The sequence below is a fragment of the Frigoribacterium sp. VKM Ac-2859 genome, from assembly GCF_013204925.1.
GTDB lineage: Bacteria > Actinomycetota > Actinomycetes > Actinomycetales > Microbacteriaceae > Frigoribacterium.
The window spans coordinates 257705-273819 of the sequence record NZ_JABMLC010000001.1 but is presented as its reverse complement, the minus strand read 5'-3'; the positions used below and the strand labels follow the sequence as shown (position 1 = coordinate 273819).

The 16115-nt window shown below is 71.9% G+C and carries 13 protein-coding genes; 2 read left to right on the top strand and 11 right to left on the bottom strand.

Annotated features, from left to right (window positions below):
• Positions 1 to 111: 111 nt before the first annotated feature.
• The 9 genes from HQQ78_RS01305 to HQQ78_RS01265 form a co-directional block, all read right to left on the bottom strand.
• Entirely contained in the window at positions 112 to 1560 is a 1449-nt protein-coding gene (locus tag HQQ78_RS01305) for a hypothetical protein (protein WP_173150840.1), read from the bottom strand.
• The gene (locus tag HQQ78_RS15665; RefSeq protein ID WP_307784985.1) at positions 1557 to 2354 is read right to left on the bottom strand and encodes a CDP-alcohol phosphatidyltransferase family protein; all 798 of its coding nucleotides are present in this window, start codon (positions 2352 to 2354) and stop codon (positions 1557 to 1559) included. The genes HQQ78_RS01305 and HQQ78_RS15665 overlap by 4 nt, the downstream gene beginning before the upstream one ends.
• Complete coding sequence (locus HQQ78_RS15660; RefSeq protein ID WP_056045142.1) at positions 2351 to 3613, bottom strand: glycosyltransferase family 4 protein; 1263 nt, start codon at positions 3611 to 3613, stop codon at positions 2351 to 2353. Before HQQ78_RS15660 ends, HQQ78_RS15665 begins: the two co-directional genes overlap by 4 nt.
• Positions 3614 to 3690: 77 nt before the next feature.
• Positions 3691 to 5262, bottom strand: a complete 1572-nt coding sequence (locus tag HQQ78_RS01290; protein ID WP_123570058.1) for a sugar transferase — start codon at positions 5260 to 5262, stop codon at positions 3691 to 3693.
• A 695-nt stretch (positions 5263 to 5957) separates the two neighbouring features.
• A complete protein-coding gene (locus HQQ78_RS01285) occupies positions 5958 to 6971 on the bottom strand; it encodes a glycine betaine ABC transporter substrate-binding protein (RefSeq protein WP_123570057.1) in 1014 nt (337 codons plus the stop codon).
• Positions 6968 to 7678 carry an ABC transporter permease gene (locus HQQ78_RS01280; RefSeq protein ID WP_056047408.1) on the bottom strand — a complete coding sequence of 237 codons (711 nt, stop codon included), beginning with the start codon at positions 7676 to 7678 and terminating at the stop codon, positions 6968 to 6970. Before HQQ78_RS01280 ends, HQQ78_RS01285 begins: the two co-directional genes overlap by 4 nt.
• Positions 7679 to 7752: 74 nt before the next feature.
• A complete protein-coding gene (locus HQQ78_RS01275) occupies positions 7753 to 9015 on the bottom strand; it encodes an ABC transporter ATP-binding protein (RefSeq protein ID WP_056045134.1) in 1263 nt (420 codons plus the stop codon).
• A complete protein-coding gene (locus tag HQQ78_RS01270; RefSeq protein ID WP_233568317.1) occupies positions 9002 to 9652 on the bottom strand; it encodes an ABC transporter permease in 651 nt (216 codons plus the stop codon). The genes HQQ78_RS01275 and HQQ78_RS01270 overlap by 14 nt, the downstream gene beginning before the upstream one ends.
• A 242-nt stretch (positions 9653 to 9894) precedes the next feature.
• Entirely contained in the window at positions 9895 to 11283 is a 1389-nt protein-coding gene (locus tag HQQ78_RS01265; protein ID WP_159826633.1) for an LLM class flavin-dependent oxidoreductase, read from the bottom strand.
• 82 nt (positions 11284 to 11365) lie between these two features.
• Between HQQ78_RS01265 and HQQ78_RS16290 the strand changes: the two genes are divergently transcribed.
• Positions 11366 to 12577: an MFS transporter gene (locus HQQ78_RS16290; RefSeq protein ID WP_371740304.1), complete on the top strand. Its 1212-nt coding sequence runs from the start codon at positions 11366 to 11368 to the stop codon at positions 12575 to 12577.
• On the opposite strand, the gene HQQ78_RS01255 is transcribed toward HQQ78_RS16290, so the two are convergent.
• Positions 12578 to 14035, bottom strand: coding sequence for an MFS transporter (locus HQQ78_RS01255; RefSeq protein WP_200412190.1), 1458 nt, complete (start codon positions 14033 to 14035; stop codon positions 12578 to 12580).
• A gap of 80 nt (positions 14036 to 14115) precedes the next feature.
• On the opposite strand from HQQ78_RS01255, the gene HQQ78_RS01250 reads away from it, so the two are divergent.
• Complete coding sequence (locus HQQ78_RS01250; protein ID WP_173150839.1) at positions 14116 to 14688, top strand: TetR/AcrR family transcriptional regulator; 573 nt, start codon at positions 14116 to 14118, stop codon at positions 14686 to 14688.
• 90 nt (positions 14689 to 14778) lie between these two features.
• On the opposite strand, the gene HQQ78_RS01245 is transcribed toward HQQ78_RS01250, so the two are convergent.
• Positions 14779 to 16110: an NAD(P)/FAD-dependent oxidoreductase gene (locus HQQ78_RS01245; RefSeq protein ID WP_123570054.1), complete on the bottom strand. Its 1332-nt coding sequence runs from the start codon at positions 16108 to 16110 to the stop codon at positions 14779 to 14781.
• Positions 16111 to 16115: the final 5 nt, after the last annotated feature.

Sequence of the window (16115 nt, the reverse complement as noted above, 5' to 3'; positions counted from 1 at the left end):
CGCCTCCTCGTCCGCTCCCGCCGTCGACGGGGTCGAGGGCGAGGCCGGTGGCGGGGGTGGGGATGACGTCCACGGGTGTGGTCCTCTCGTCGGGGTGGTGCTCGGAGGTGCTCACGACAGGGCACCGGGCCGGCGTCGGAGGCGGGGGAGGTCCTGCAGCGGGCGGGCGGCGCCCGCGTGGTCCACGAGGTCGGCGATGCTGAACGAGGGCGCGGGTTCCTCGACGGGGTGACGGACGTCGTCGTCGAGCCAGGTGGCGCGCACCAGGACCCGGCGCCACGGGGGCACCCCGGTCAGCACGACGCCCACGGGTTGCACGTCCAGGCTGACGAGCTCGGCGCTCAGGCTCCGGAGGGACTCGACCGTCGTGACCCCGGACCGGACGACCAGCAGCACGCCGTCCACCTCGTCGGTCACGCTGCGCAACGCGAGCGGGTGCGAGTCGCTGGAGGCCTGGACGACGGAGACGTCGTAGTCCTCGCGCAGGGCGGCGAAGAAGGCGTGGGTTCCCGAACGGACCAGGTGACGGGACGACGCGACGACCCCGTCGGACACCGGCACGCGGTCGTAGCCGTGCCGATCGGCCTCGACCTCCTCGGGCACGGCGCCCACGGGCACCGTCGAGGGACGGGACAGCGTGCGGGTGTCGAAGTCGGACTGGACCAGGGCGCACGTGGCGCCGAGCTCGACGACGGCGCGCGCGAGGCCGCCGTCGACGCCCACCGCCTCGCGGACCGAGTCCGTCCGGGCCAGCAGGAGCGTGGCGGGCAGCGAGCCACCCCGGAGGGCCCTCGTGTTCTGGACGACCTCGCGCAGGGCCGTACGAGTCCGGGCGGACGACGCCCCGGTCACCGGGTCGTCGCCCTGCCGGAGGGCCCCCGGGAGCTGGCCCACGACCGGCAGCCCCGTGATGCGGCGCACGTCGTCGACCGTGTCGACCGTGGGCCGGGCACGGGCCAGGACGAGCGCGCCGGCGAGACCGACCGCCAGGCCGGCGAGGAGACCCGAGAGGACCGTCAGCGCGAGGCCCGGTTCGTCGGGCGTCGTCGGGACGGCCGCGGGGGAGGTGAGGTCGAGCGCGACGGTCTGACCGTCCGACCCGGCGTCCGATTCGGCGCGATCCACGACCGCCGAGAGGCTCTCGGCGACGTCGTCGGCGAGCGAGGCGGCCCCGTCGGGCGTTCCGGCCGTCGTCTGCACGCGGAGGACCGCGGTGCCGTCCGGGTTGACCACCGAGACCCGCTCGGCGAGCTCGTCGACGGGCAGGCCGAGGTCGGCCGCGACCGGTCCGAGGACTTCCGGGCTCGTGCCGAGCTCGGCGTAGGACGCCACGCGCTGCTGGGCGAACTGCCCGCGGGCCGCGAGGCCCGAGCCCGGGGACTCGACCCGGACGAGGAGCGTCGCCTCGGCGCGCCAGCCGGCCGGAGCGAGCTGAGACGCGCCGACGCCCGCGGCCACCCCGAGGAGCGCCGCCACGCCGATGAGCGCGGCATGGCGCGAGACGGCCCGACCGAGACCCCCCGCGACGGCCCGACGGGCCGGGGCGACCTCGTGGCTCACGACCTCGAACCGATCGACGGGGGAGTCAGGGACTTCAGCTCGCGGAACCACTTCGGCAGGGCGAGGACGAGATAGCCGGCGTTCGCGACGAGGAGCGCCAGGTAGACCACCGTGAACGCCGGCGGCCAGGCCAGCAGGACGAACGCGAGGCACATCAGGCCGTAGTCCGTCGGGACGACCGCCAGCGAGTAGAGCAGTCCCGTGCGACGTCCGACGGGCGCGGCGACGCCGGTCCGGGCCGCCTCCGCCCGGCGGAGCTGGTCGGTCAGGACGATGGCGAAGAACGCCACCGTCGCCACGACCTGGTAGACGAGCGGCGCGGCCAGCAGGGCTTCGCGACCCTCCGGTTCACGGAGCCACGACGCGAAGACCGCCAGGTGCAGCACCGCGATCTTGGTCGCGTCGATGACATGGTCGAGCCACTCGCCCGCGGGGCTGCCGCCGCCCCGGAGGCGCGCGACCTGTCCGTCGGCCGAGTCGAGGGCGTAACCCACGACGAGCAGCAGGACGACGGCCAGGGCCGTCCCGATGCCGGACGGCGCGAAGGCGAGTACCGCGATGCCGGCGAAGGTGCACGCGGCGCTGAGCGCCGTGACCTGGTTCGGCGTGGCACCCACCGTGTAGGCCACCGCGGCGGCCCATCGACCGAGTCGGCGGTTGACGAAGCGCGAATAGGCGGGCGCACCCGTGGACGGCTTCTGGGCGGACGCGAGCGCGGCGAGGGCAGGACGCACGGCGCGGGGCACGGCGGGCCGGGCCGAGGTCCCCTCGGTGGTCGTGGGAGCGTCGGTCACGAGGCCACCGCCAGGGAATCGACGTCGGCCGTGTGCAGCTCGCGGGTGACGACCGCGCCGATGCGGCGGCGCATGCGCTCCGGTGTGAACCGCTGGAGGTAGGCCTCGCGGGCGTGGCGCCCGGCGACGGCCAGGGTGGAGACGTCCATCGACGCCAGGATCTCGGTCAGGCCGTCGACGTCTCGGCGGTCGAAGAGCCAGCCCGTGTGACCCTCGTCGACGACTTCTTCCGGGCCGCCGGAGCGGCTGGCGATGACGGGACGCCCCTGGCTGAACGCCTCGAGCGTGACGAGTCCGAAGCCCTCGAGGGTGTCGGTCGGCAGGATGACCGCGTCGGCGTCGCGGAGGTAGGGCGACGCGTCGTCGACCTCTCCGACGACGGTGACCGTCTCGGGTCGCGAGACGATCGCCGCGACCAGGCCGGGCACGTCGACGGAGGAGCCGACGGCCGGCGGGCCGCCCAGGATGACGAGCTGGCCGGGGCAGCCTGCCGCGTTCCAGGCCGTCAAGAGCGTCGCGTGACCCTTGTGGCCGTTCCAGCGACTCGCGACCACGTACTGGGGCGCGCGACCCTCGGCACGGTCGGTGACGGCGATCGAGCGGTCCGACACGCCGTTGTGGACCACGACGGCGCGCGAGTCCTCCGAGAGGCCGGACGAGTCGAGCACCGACCGCGACACGGCGACCAACGAGGTGCAGGCGCGGGCCAGGGGACGGAGGCCTCGACGGTCCCCGTCGCTCCAGGGCTCCTGCAGGTGCCCCACGACGCGGCGGACGCCCATGGCCCGGGCGACGGGCGCGACGATCAGGCAGGCGCTCGTGGCGCAGTAGACGAGGTCGAAGTGGCGCCCGGACAGTCTCAGCGCCGTGCGGGCCGCGTCGCGGGCCAGGCGGACGAGTCCGAGCGGTCCGAGCCGGGTCCGGCGCAGGATCGGGAGGGGCGTGCGCTCGACGCGCGCCCCGAGCTCGCGCAGCCTCGGGCCCAGGGGCCCGACGGACACGTCGGAGGGCAGCCAGACCGTCACGTCGAGGTCGTCGCGGGCGGCGAGCTCACCGACCACCTCGAGGACGATCCGGTCCGAGCCGTACATCTCGTCGGACGAGTGCACCAGCAGCACCCGGCTGCGCCGCGATCCCCTCCGGCGGCGGGGGAGTTCGGGCAGGTCGACGCCCGTCCGGGCGTCCTCCCGCAGGATCGGTGCGGCGGTCGTCGCCGGTGCGGACTCGCGGTCCCGGTAGTGCCTGATGTCGACGGACATGCTCTCTCCCCTGTCGTCGTGAGCGTGGTCCGGGCCCGTGAACGGCCCGCGGTGGTCTCGGATGCTGCTGGTGGGGGTCAATACGCTCCCCGGTGCTCGAAGAGGACCCGGACGGTGCGCCACATGATGACGAAGTCGACCGTCAGCGACCAGTTCTCGACGTAGTAGAGGTCGAGGCGGACGCTCTCCTCCCAGCTGAGGTCGCTGCGTCCGTTCACCTGCCACATGCCCGTGAGTCCGGGCTTGATGTACAGGCGTCGGTGGACGTGGTCCTCGTACCCCTCGACCTCGCGAGGGAGGGGCGGCCGGGGCCCGACGACGCTCATGTCGCCTCGGACGATGTTCCACAGTTGGGGCAGCTCGTCGAGCGACCACCGACGGAGGACGGCACCCACGCGCGTGACCCGCGGGTCGGACTTCATCTTGAAGAGCAGGCCGGCTCCCTCGTCCGCCTGCGCGAGGCCGGCGAGCCGACTCTCGGCGTCGACGACCATGGAGCGGAACTTCAGCATCTCGAAGGTGCGCCCGTCACGGCCGACCCTGCGCTGACGGAACAGCACCGGGCCGGGACCGTCGAGCCGCACCGCGAGGGCGACGACGGCGAACACCGGCGCGAGGACGACGAGCGCGGCGGACGCCAGCGCGAGGTCGGACAGACGCTTGAGGGCGTGTCGCGGGCCGTCGAACTGCGGCAGCTCGACGTGCATGAGGGGGAGACCCTCGACCGGGCGGTAGTGGATGCGGGGCCCGGCGACGTTCGTCAGTCGCGAGGCGATGACGAGCTCCGTCGCTCGTCCTTCGAGCGACCATCCGAGGTCGCGGAGGTACTCCCGGCCACGACCCGGTTCGCCGGCGACGATCACGCTCTCGGCGCCCAGGCGCCAGACAGCACGCGGGACGCCGTCGAGGTCGGCCACCACGGGGACGGTGCGGCCTCCCACGACGATGCCCCTCGGGTCGGCGTCCGGGACGGCCGCCCCGACGACGTCGTACACGGCACCGCTCGTCTTGTCGATGCGACGGACGACGTCGGCGATGTCGTCGCGCGATCCCACGATGACGGCTCGCGACAGGTAGTGGCCCTTGGCCCGCTGGCGTTCGAGCCAGCGCCGCATGGTCCACCGGCCGACGACCAGGCCGGCACCGCCGACGGGCAGCGCCACCAGGAAGTAGCCCTCGCCGCCGATGTGGCCGACCGAGGCGAACCCGATCGCCACGACGGCGAAGGCCCAGACGCTCGCCGTGAGGAGGCGCTTGTACTCGACGACGCCGCTGCCGACGACCGCGAGGTCGCGGGTGCGGTGCAGCGTGAGGCAGAAGGTCCAGACCAGCCCGACGACGACGGGGAGCACGGGAGAACCCACCGACTCGATCAGGGTGGACGCGTCCGAGCCCCGACCGGCGGCGATGGCCCTCGCGGCGTCCACCACGACGGCACCGACGATGCTCAGGGTCAGGACGGCCGTGTCGACGAGGCGGAGCCGGCGCCGGTAGCGGCGAGCCCAGGCGGCGCCGGACTCGGCGTCGTGCGTCGCGGCGGGCGACGCGAGGGGGCCGTCCGACTCGGTCAGGTCGAACGGGGGGTCGATCCGTCGGGGTGACGACGGTCCGACCAGGAGTGAGCGGAGTTCGCTCTGCGTGCTGGACATCGGGTCTCGGGTTCGGGTAGGCGACGGCACGCCCACGTCGGTGGTGACGACGGGGGCGGTGGCGGGCGGTCGATCGAGGTTCGGGTTCGATCGACCGCCCAGGCGTCGCGCCGGAGCACGGACGTCACGATGGTGCGCGACGTCGGCCGGGCGGCGACGGGCGCGCCGGGCAGCGGGTCTGCTCGACGCACGATTCGGGTCGGTGCGGTGACGGGAGCAGATGCTCCCGGTGGAGAGGGTCGGGTTTCTCGGTTCCTGGCGATTTCGGGTCGACCAGGAGGATGCTGTGACTCTAGTTCGGGGGACACCCGCCATAGGAGTCTAACAAGACCCCCCGTTCGGGGGCGATCGTGTCCCCCCTGTTGCCGACACCCGAACGGGTGACCCTCGGACCCCGCGATGTCACCCGTGCGGGGGTGACAAGAAGCCGTGAAAAGCGCGGCCACGGCGCGTCCCGTTCCAGGCGGAGGGTGGCCCGCGGCGTGAGACACGCAAAAGGCCTGTTCAGGCCGGTGACACCACGTCCGGACCGAGGGTCGACACGCCGCCGTCCGTGCCGTTCATCACCCCGACAGGTGTCGTTCATCTCTCGTCGCCCCTGGTGTCTGCAGCGCAGGTGGGGTACAGACGGACAGCGCCCCCCGGCCCTTCGGCCGGGGGGCGCATCACCCGTCACAATCACCCTCGTCCGCGTGTCACGGACGGGTGACGAATCCTTGCTCGACCATCCAGTCGAAGGCCACGTCGGCGGGCTCTTCGCCCTCGACGTCGACCGCCAGGTTGAGTCGTCGCATCTCGGTGTCCGTGAGGGCCGGCGAGATCTCGTCGTACACCTCGGCCAGCTGCGGGTACTCCTCGAGGGTGGCCGTCGAGAGGACGGGTGCCGCGTTGTAGGCGGGGAAGAAGCCCTGGTCGTCCTCCAGCACGGCGAGGTCGAGCGAGTCGATCCGGCCGTCCGTCGTGAAGACCTCGCCGAAGTTGCAGCTGCCCCGGTCGGTCGCGGTGTAGACCGTGCCCGTGTCCAGGATGCTCACGTTGCTCGTCGGCACACCGTCGGCGGCGCCGAGTTCGAGCCCGTACGCCGCGAGCATGGGGGCGAACCCGTCGGCCCTCGAGTTGAACTCGGCCTCGACGCAGAAGGTGCGCTGCTCGACGGGCAGGTCGGCGATCTGGGAGAGCGACGTGATGTCGCCGAGCTCGGGAACGGCCTCGGCCCGGACCGCCATGGCGTAGGTGTTGTTGAGGGGCGCGGGCTCGAGCCAGGTCAGGCCGTTGTCGGCGTCCGCGTCGCGGACGGCCTCGTACTGCTCCTGCTGGTCGGGGATGCCCTCCGCCTCGGCGAGGTAGGTCAGCCAGGCGGTGCCGGTGTACTCGTAGGTCATGTCGGCCGTCCCGTCGAGCATCAGCTGTCGCACCGCCACCGACCCCGGCACGTTCGTCATGTCGGTGACCTCGAAGCCCGCGGCCTGCGCGGCGAGCACGGCGATCTTCCCGAGGATCAACTGCTCGGTGAAGTTCTTCGCCGTCACGGTGATCGCCGCGTCGTCGGGCAACCCCTCGACGGCTCGGATCGAGCCGGGCGCCACGGCGGGCACGAACGCCGTCGCCGGCTGCAGGCCGCACCCGGTCAGGGCGAGCGTCGCGGCGCCGACCACGGCGAGGGACGAGGAGGCGCGACGCAGTCGTCGGGGGAGGCGGGAGACGGTCATGCGCGGAGTCCCTTCGGACGGGCGACGTACTCGACCACACGGCCCAGCCAGTCGATCAAGAGGGCGAGCAGGGCGATGAGCAGGGCCCCGGAGACGAGGACCCGCGGCAGGAACAGGTTGACCCCGGTGGTGATCAGCAGCCCCAGGCCGCCGGCACCGATGAACGTGGCGAGGGCCGCCGACCCCACGAGCAGCACGAGGGCCGTGCGGATGCCGGAGAGCATCACGGGGACGGCCAGCGGCAGCTCGACCTTGAGCAGGACGGACGACGCGCTCATCCCCATGCCCCGACCGGCCTCGACGAGGCGGGCGTCGACGCTCTGCAGTCCGATCATGGTGTTGCGCAGCACCGGAAGTGCCGCGTACAGCACGAGGGCGACGACGGCAGCCCAGAACGTGAAGCCGAGCCAGAACGCGAGCAGCACGATGAGTCCGATGGCCGGCGCGGCCTGGCCGAAGTTCGCGAGGACCAGGACGGGACCGCTGATGCGCACGAACGGCCGCCGGGTGAGCAGCACGCCGAGGGGGATGGCGAGGACGAGGACGATCGCCGCGGAGACGAAGGTCAACGCCAAGTGCTCGCCCGTGTAGGCCAGCAGGTCGGAGGGGTTGAGGGTGGTCCGTTCGGCCGTCGTCAGGTCGGCCGTGGTCAGCCACACGACGAATGCCGCGAACACGGCGAACACGGCCACGGGTTGCACGAGCAGTCCGAGCCACGCCGGGCGGGGCCCCCGCCGGCCGGACGAGCGTCCGTCGACCGAGGCCGGGGCGACCGAGGCGGTCACGCCGCGTCCTTCTCGTCGACGGGGGCTCCCGGCACGACGTCGAACGAGCCCGTGTTGGTGCCCACCGGAGCGTCGTGGTGGGCCTCCGCGGCCGACGCGCGCGCCCGCGTGATGGCCTCCATGACGACCTCGACCGTGATGACGCCGATGAAGGCGTCGCGTCGACCGGTGACCAGGGCCGCACCCGCACTCGAGACGAGCATCGTGTCCAGGGCGTCGTTGAGGGTGGCGCCGCTGCCGATGACCGGCAGGTCGGCGTCGGGTGACGAGCCCAGCACGTCGAGACGGCCGAGCTGGCGGCGCGAGGGCCACGAGACGGGGCGCTCCCGGTCGTCGACGACGACCGCGTGGCCGTGGCCGGCCGCCTCGACCCGGGCGAGGACGTCGGCGGCCGAGTCGCCCGCTCGGGCGACGACGGCCTCGGCGAGGTCGACGTCACGGACGCGCGTCAGCGTCAGCTGCTTGAGGCCGGCCCCCGACCCGATGAAGTTCTCGACGAACTCGTTCGCCGGCTCGGCGAGGATGCGCTCCGGGGTGTCGTACTGCACGATGTGCGCGCCCTCGGAGAAGATGACGATCCAGTCGCCGAGCTTCACGGCCTCGTCGAAGTCGTGGGTGACGATGACGATGGTCTTCTGCAGCTCGTGCTGGATGTTGATCAGCTCGTCCTGCAGGCGCTGGCGGGTGATGGGGTCGACGGCACCGAAGGGCTCGTCCATCAGCAACACGGGCGGGTCCGCCGCCAGTGCCCGCGCGACGCCGACGCGCTGCTGCTGACCACCCGAGAGCTCACGCGGGTAACGGTCGCGGTACGTGGCCGGATCGAGCGACACGAGTTCGAGCAGCTCGTCGACGCGGGCGGCGATGCGCTCCTTCGACCAACCGAGCATCTTCGGGACGATGGCGATGTTCGCCCCGACGGTCATGTGCGGGAACAACCCGCCGGCCTGGATCACGTAGCCGATGCGGCGGCGCAACTCGTCGCCGTCGATCGAGGTGACGTCGTCGCCGTCCAGGACGATCCGCCCCTCGGTGGGCTCGATCAGCCGGTTGATCATCTTGAGGGTCGTGGTCTTGCCGCACCCCGACGGTCCGACGAGCATGACGATCTTGCCGGCCGGGATCTCGAGCGTGATGCCGTCGACGGCCGGCTCGGCCTGGCCGGGATACCGCTTGGTGACCTGGTCGAGGGTGATGCTGCGGCCCGAGACCTCGTCCGAGGGGGACGAGGAGGCGCGGGTGGGGTCAGTTCTGGACACGGATGCCTCTCGAGATGGTCAGGCGGCCGAGGCCGACGAGGAGGAGGTCGAGGACGAGGGCGAGGAGGACCACGCCCACCACGCCCGTGACCACGGAGGCGAGCGCGTTCGCGCCGCCCAGTCGGGACAGGCCCGAGAAGATGAAGCCGCCGAGGCCCGGGCCGAGCGCGTACGCCGCGACCGCGGCGATGCCCATCACCATCTGCGCGCTGACGCGCACGCCGGTGAGGATGATCGGCCAGGCGAGGGGCATCTGGACGGTCGCCAGGGTCCGGAAGCGCCCCATGCCGATGCCGCGAGCCGACTCGACGAGCGAACCGTCGACCTCGTGCAGGCCGACGACGGCGTTCCGCAGGATCGGCAGTGCGGCGAAGAACGTGACGACGATGACCGACGGCGCCACGCCGAACCCCGCGAAGGGGATGAGCAGGCCGACCAGCGCGAACGACGGAAGGGTCAGCCCCACGGCCGACACCCCGTTGGCCAGCGCGTAGAGAGTCGGGTTGCGGTGCACCAGGGCGGCGAGGCCGACCGAGACGACGACCGCCAGGACGAGGCACTGCACCACGAGCGAGAAGTGTTGCCATGATGCGAACCAGATCTGGCTCCACCGGTCCACCACGAAATCCCACGCCAAGCAGACCATCTCCTCTGAGCAACGACCATCAGTCCGAATCGTCGCTTCCCCGAGAGGCGACCGGCGTCCACACTAACCACGGCCCCCACGCCGCGTCATGTCGCCGACCACCCTTCCGGGAGCCTTAGAGTCGCCTGCCGTTATCAAATCCGACGAACGAAAGCCCCGATGGGAACGGCGTGTCGGCCTTCGTCGACACGCCGTTGTAACAATCCTCAGATCCTCGCCCCGCAGGGCCTCCGTCAGCCGACGCGGGCTCCGGTCGAGATCTTGTACCGCGCCCCGTGGTGCTCGTCCGGCAACCGGTCTCCGCGCCCGAACAGCTTCTGCCGCAGCGTGCCCGGTTCGTACTCGGTGGGATAGACGCCCCGGGCCTGGAGCACGGGGATCACGTGCTCGACGACGTCCTCGAACGTGCCCGGAGTGATGGCGTAGGCGAGGTTGAACCCGTCGACGTCGGTCTCGTCGACCCACTCCTGGAGCTGGTCCGCGATCTCCTCGCCGGACCCGACGATGCGGGGCCCGAGACCGCCGATCCCGGCCGCCTCGGCGATGTCGCGGATCGTCCACTCCGCGCCCGTGTCACCCGCCTGCGCCTGGAAGTTCGCGAGGGCCGACTGGATGGCGTTGCTCTCGACGTCACCCACGGGGTCGTCGAGCGAGTAGGTCGAGAGGTCGACGCCCATCCACCCCGACATGAGCGTCAGGGCCCCCTCGTGCGAGGCGTATCGCCGGTACTCGTCGTGCTTGGCCCGGGCGGCCTCGGGGGTGGCGTCGGTGATGATGGTCAGCAACGTGTAGATGCGCGCCGAGTAGCGGTCGCGGCCCGCGGCCTCGAGCGCGTCCCGGATCTTGCCGACCGTCGCGGCCAGGCGTTCCTTGGTCGGGGCCGCCACGAAGATCGACTCGGCGTTGCCGGCGGCGAAGCGGATGCCCCGCGGCGAGGCACCCGCCTGGTAGATCACGGGGGTGCGCTGAGGGCTGGGCTCGGCGATGTGGATGCCGGGCACCTTGTAGTAGGTGCCGTCGTGCCCGATCTCGTGCACCTTGGCCGGGTCGGTGAAGACGCCGGACTCACGGTCGCGGACGACCGCGTCGTCCTCCCACGACCCCTCCCACAGCTTGTACAGGACCTCGAGGTACTCGTCGGCCTGGTCGTACCGGGTGTCGTGGTCGAGCTGGTCGTCGGCACCCATGTTGCGGGCGGCGCTCGGCAGGTAGCCGGTGACGACGTTCCAGCCGATCCGCCCCTCCGTCAGGTGGTCGAGCGTCGACATGCGCCGGGCGAACGGGTAGGGGTGCTCGTAGGCCGTGCCGGCGGTGATGCCGAAGCCCAGGTGCTCGGTCGCGGCGGCCATGGCCGAGACGAGCAGCACCGGGTCGCCGACCGGGGTCTGGGTGCCGTTGCGCAACGCCGCGTCGTGGTTGCCGCCGTAGACGTCGTACGTGCCGAGCACGTCGGCGATGAAGAGCCCGTCGAAGACGCCCTTCTCGAGGAGGCGCGCGAGAGAGGTCCAGTAGCTCAGCTTCGTGTAGTCGGCCGAGCGGTCGTCGGGGTGCCGCCAGAGACCGGGGGACTGGTGCCCCACGCAGTTCATGTCGAAGGCGTTGAACCGGATTCGTCGAGTCATGAGGCCATCATCACGACCCGGGCCCGTGCTGTCGTCCTCGCCGACACACGAGGTCACACTCCACGCCCCGTAGCCTGTGTCGGTGCTCCCGTTCCGCCGCCACGTCACCGACGTCGACCGCCCCCGTCTCACCCGCGACGTCTACGTCCTCGGCGTGATCGCCTTCTTCGTCATGGTCGGCTTCGGGGTGGTCGTCCCGGTCCTGCCGGTCTACGCCCGCAGCTTCGGCGTCGACCACGCCCTGGTGGGTGCCGTCCTCTCGGCCTTCGCCCTCATGCGCCTCGTGGCGAGCCCGTTCGTGGGTCGACTCATCGACCTGATGGGCGAGCGGGTCGTGCTCTCGGTGGGCATCGGCATCGTGGCGCTGTCGAGCGGACTCGCCGGGCTCGCCCAGACCTACCCGCAGCTCCTCCTGCTCCGGGGGGCGGGCGGCATCGGCTCGGCCATGTTCAGCATCGCGGCGATGACGTTGCTGCTCGGCGCGACCGACCCGTCGCTCCGGGCCCGGGCCGTCGGCTTCTACCAGGGCGGGTTCCTCGTCGGCGGCATGGCGGGTCCTGCCCTCGGCGGGCTGCTCGCGACCATCTCGTTGACGGCGCCGTTCTTCTTCTACGCGGCCACGCTCGCCGTGGCCGGCCTGGTCGGCGTCGTGCTCCTGCGCCGGGCACCGCAGCACTCCTCGACGACCGTCACCGCGCCTCCGGTGCCCCTCGGGGTCGTGCTGCGCGACGTGCGGTTCCGGACCGCGTGCGTGGCCAACTTCGCACAGGGTTGGTCGTCGCTGGGGGTGCGCAGCGCCCTCGTCCCCGTCCTCGTGGTCGAGGTCCTGCGCGGACCGACGGCCTGGACGGGGTTGCTCTTCGCCGCGTCGGCGGTGGCCCAGACCATCGCGTTGGCACCGGCTGCGCGCTTCGTCGACACCGTCGGCCGTCGACCGGCCGTGATCGGTTCGTTCGCGGTGGCGGCCGTGACCCTGTTCGCGGTGTCCCTCGCCCCGGACGTCTGGACGCTCGGCGCCCTGCTCTGCCTCTACGGCGTGGCGACGGCGTTCATGGGCACCGCGCCCGCGGCACTCGTCGGCGACGCCGCGGGGGCCCGCGGTGGTCGTCCCGTCGCGATCTTCTCGATGTGCTCGGACGTGGGGGCGATCGCCGGGCCGCTCGTCGCGGGCCTGCTCGTCGACACGGTCTCGTACCCCGCGGCGTTCGGCGTCGCGGCCGTCCTGCTGGCCGTGGCGGCCGGGGCGGCGATCCGCCTGCCCCGGACCGCCACCGGCACGCCGACCCCGGCCTGATCAGCCGAGGTGCACGGGCGCCTCGGTGGGCAGCAGGTCCTCCTTGCGACCGCGGATGAGGAAGAACGAGATCGGCGCGGCGAGCAGCATGGCGACCGCGGCGGCGAGGAAGGCCACCGAGTAGCCGTCGACCAGCGGACCGAGCGGCCCGCCCACCGTCGACGTCGAGGACGCGACGGCCCCGGCGTAGAGGTTCGTGAAGACGGCGAGACCGATCGATCCGCCGATCTGCATCATGGCGTTCGAGGTCGCGCTGGCGGCACCGGCGTCGTGCGGGGCGACCCGACTGAGCGCCAGGTTCTGCATGGGCACGAAGACGCCGGCGAGGCCGACGCCCATGACGAGCAGGGCCGGCAGCACCTGGACGGCGTACGAGCCGTCGGCCGTGATCTGCGTGGCGAGCCAGAGCAGCCCGGCCCCCGCGACGAGCGGCCCGACGATCATCATCGGGCGGGGGCCGACGACCGGCAGCGCCTTCGTCAGCAGGGGAGCGCAGACCATGATGACCAGCGTCATCGGCAGGCTGGCGAGCCCCGCCTCGAGCGGGCCGAAGCCGAGCACGATCTGCAGGTGGAAGGTCAGGTAGAGCAGGGCGCCGATCATGACGCTCCCGACGATCAACTGCACCAGGAAGGCTCCGCCACGGACGCGGTCGGCGAGCACGCGCATCGGCAGCAGCGGGTGGTCGCTCCGTCGCTCGACGACGACGAACAGGGCGAGCAGACCGGCCCCCAGGGCGATGAAGCCGATGACGACGGCCGAGCCCCAGCCGTCCTCGGCCCGGGTGAAGCCGTAGACGAGGCTGGCGAGGCCGGCCGCGACGACGATCGTGCCGACGACGTCGAGGCGGTTCCGCCCCTCGGCCCGGCTCTCGCTCACGACGAAGGCGGCGGCGACGATGGCGACGAGCACGATCGGCACGTTGACGAGCAGGCACCAGCGCCAGCTGACGAACTCGGTCAGCACGCCGCCGAGCACGAGCCCGACGGCCGCGCCGGCGCCCGAGATGGCGCCGAAGACGGCGAAGGCGGTGTTCCGGTCGCGACCCGACGCGAAGGTGGTGGTGAGCACGGCCAGGGCCGCGGGGGCGAGCAGGGCCGCGAACACGCCCTGCAGGCCGCGGGCGAGGATCAGCTCACCACCGGTCTGCACGAGCCCGCCGAACGCGGAGGCGGCTCCGAAGCCGACCATCCCGACGATGAAGGTGCGCTTGCGGCCCCAGAAGTCGGCGATCCGACCGCCGAGCAGCAGCAGCGCGCCGAAGGCGAGCGCGTAGGCCGTCACGACCCACTGGCGGTTCTCGTCGCTGAGGCCGAGGTCGGCCTGGGCGTCGGGCAGGGCGATGTTGACGATGGTGCCGTCGAGGACGACGACGAGTTGCGCGAGGGCGACGATGACGAGCACCCACCAACGGCGCGACGAACGCGTCTCGGTGGGGGCGGGGGCGACGGTGGTCACTGCGGTACCTATTTCTCTTGGGGACGACGAACTACCCTACCTACTAGTTGGTTGGTCCGTAAGTCGGCTACGGTGATCCGATGCGAACCGATGCCGCCGAGACCCGTCGAGCCATCCTCGAGGCCGCGACCGCGGAGTTCTCGCGACACGGGTTGGCCGGGGCGCGCGTCGACCGCATCGCGGCCGAGGCCGGCTGCAGCAAGGAGCGTCTCTACGCGAACTTCGGTGACAAGCGGTCGCTCTTCACGACCGTCCTGAACGGCACCTTCGAGACCATGGGCGAGGCCGCGTCCCGCCCTGCCGCGAGCGTCGAGGAGTTCGCCCTCGCCGTCTTCGACCACATGCAGGCCCACCCCGACCACAACCGGCTGCTCGCCTGGGCCCGGCTCGAGGGCGAGCACGACTGGGAGGCCTCGGTCCCCACCCTGCGCTCGGTCCAGGACGCCGCCCTGTCGCAGCTCGACCGCCTTCGCCGCGACCCCGCCGTGACGGTGTCCTGGAGCAGCGACGACATCTTCGCCCTCGTCATGTCGCTCGCCTGCGCCTGGCAGAACCTGCCCGGTCTCGGCGAGGCGCATCCGGGCGTGGTGCTCGACCCCGCCCTGCAACGCGAGATCGTGCACGAGGCCGTGCGGCGCCTCACCACGGCCTGAGCCGGGCCCCGGGCCGCTCCACCGCACCGACGACGAAGGAGGCGCGCCCCGGTCACCCGGGACGCGCCTCCTTCTCGAGGTCGGTCGCGACTACTTCTTCGCGTCGACCTTCGGCGTCACCTTGAGGAATCCCGCGCGCGGGTCGCCGAGACCCACCAGCGGGGTCGTGTCGCGGCCGCCGACGAAGTTCGTCACCCATCCCGACAGGATGCGGAACTTCCGGTTCAGCGTCGGCATCGCGTACAGGTGGTAGCCGCGGTGGGCCATCCAGGCCGGCACGTTCTTCAGCTGGAGGCCGAACATGCTGGCCGCGCCCTTGCCGATGCCGTAGCTCGCCACGGTGCCGAGCGACTCGTGGCGGTACTCCTTGACGGGCTCGCCCGACAGGGTCGCGATGACGTTGTCGGCCACGGTGACCGCCTGGCGCACGGCGTTCTGCGCGTTCGGCGGGTAGTACGCCGGCTGTTTCTCGGCCAGCAGGTCGGGGACCTGCGCGCCGTCGCCGAGGGCCCAGACGCCGTCGAGCTTCTGGCCGTCCTCGGTCTGGACCTGCAGGGTCGCGCTGACGTTCACGTGCCCCTTCGGGCCGAGGGGGAGGCCCATGTCGCCCAGCACCGGGTTCGGCTTGACGCCGGCCGTCCAGACGATCGTGCCGGCGGGGATGGTCTCGCCGTCGCTCAGCACGACGTCGCCGTCGACGCACGAGGGCATCGTCGTCTTGAGGCGGATGTCGATGCCTCGACCGCGCAGCTGGCCCAGGGTCCACTTCGAGAGCTCGGGACCGACCTCGGGGGCGACGCGGTCCAGGGCCTCGACGAGCACGAAGCGCAGTTCGTCGCGCGACAGGTTCGGGAACGTGTCGACGGCGGAGTTCGCGGCGTCGGACAGTTCGGCGAGGGCCTCGACGCCGGTGTAGCCGCCACCGACGAAGACGACGGTGAGGAGCTTGCGGCGAACGGCCGGGTCCTTGACGCTCGCCGCCTCGGCGATGTTGCCGAGGATGCGGTCGCGGACGTACTGAGCCTCTTCGACGCTCTTGAAGCCCACGCCGTTCTCGGCCAGGCCCGGGGTCGGGAAGGTCCGGGTGACGGCGCCGAGGGCGACGACCAACTGGTCGTAGGCGATGTCGCTGGACTCGCCGTCCGCACTCGTGACGGTGACCTTCTTGGCCTCGCTGTCGAGCCCGGTGACCGACGCCTCGACGACCTTGGTGCGCTTGAGCGTCTTGCGCAGCGGCACGGTGACGTCGCGCGCGGCGATGTGGCCACCGGCGACCTCGGGCAAGAACGGTTGGTAGGTGAAGTACGGGGCCTGGTCGACGAGGGTGATGCTCGCCGCCTGGGGTGGGTGTCGCTTCTGCAGTTCGAGTGCAGTGGTGAGCCCGGCGGAACCGCCGCCGAGAATTACGATTCGCTTGGTCATGTATG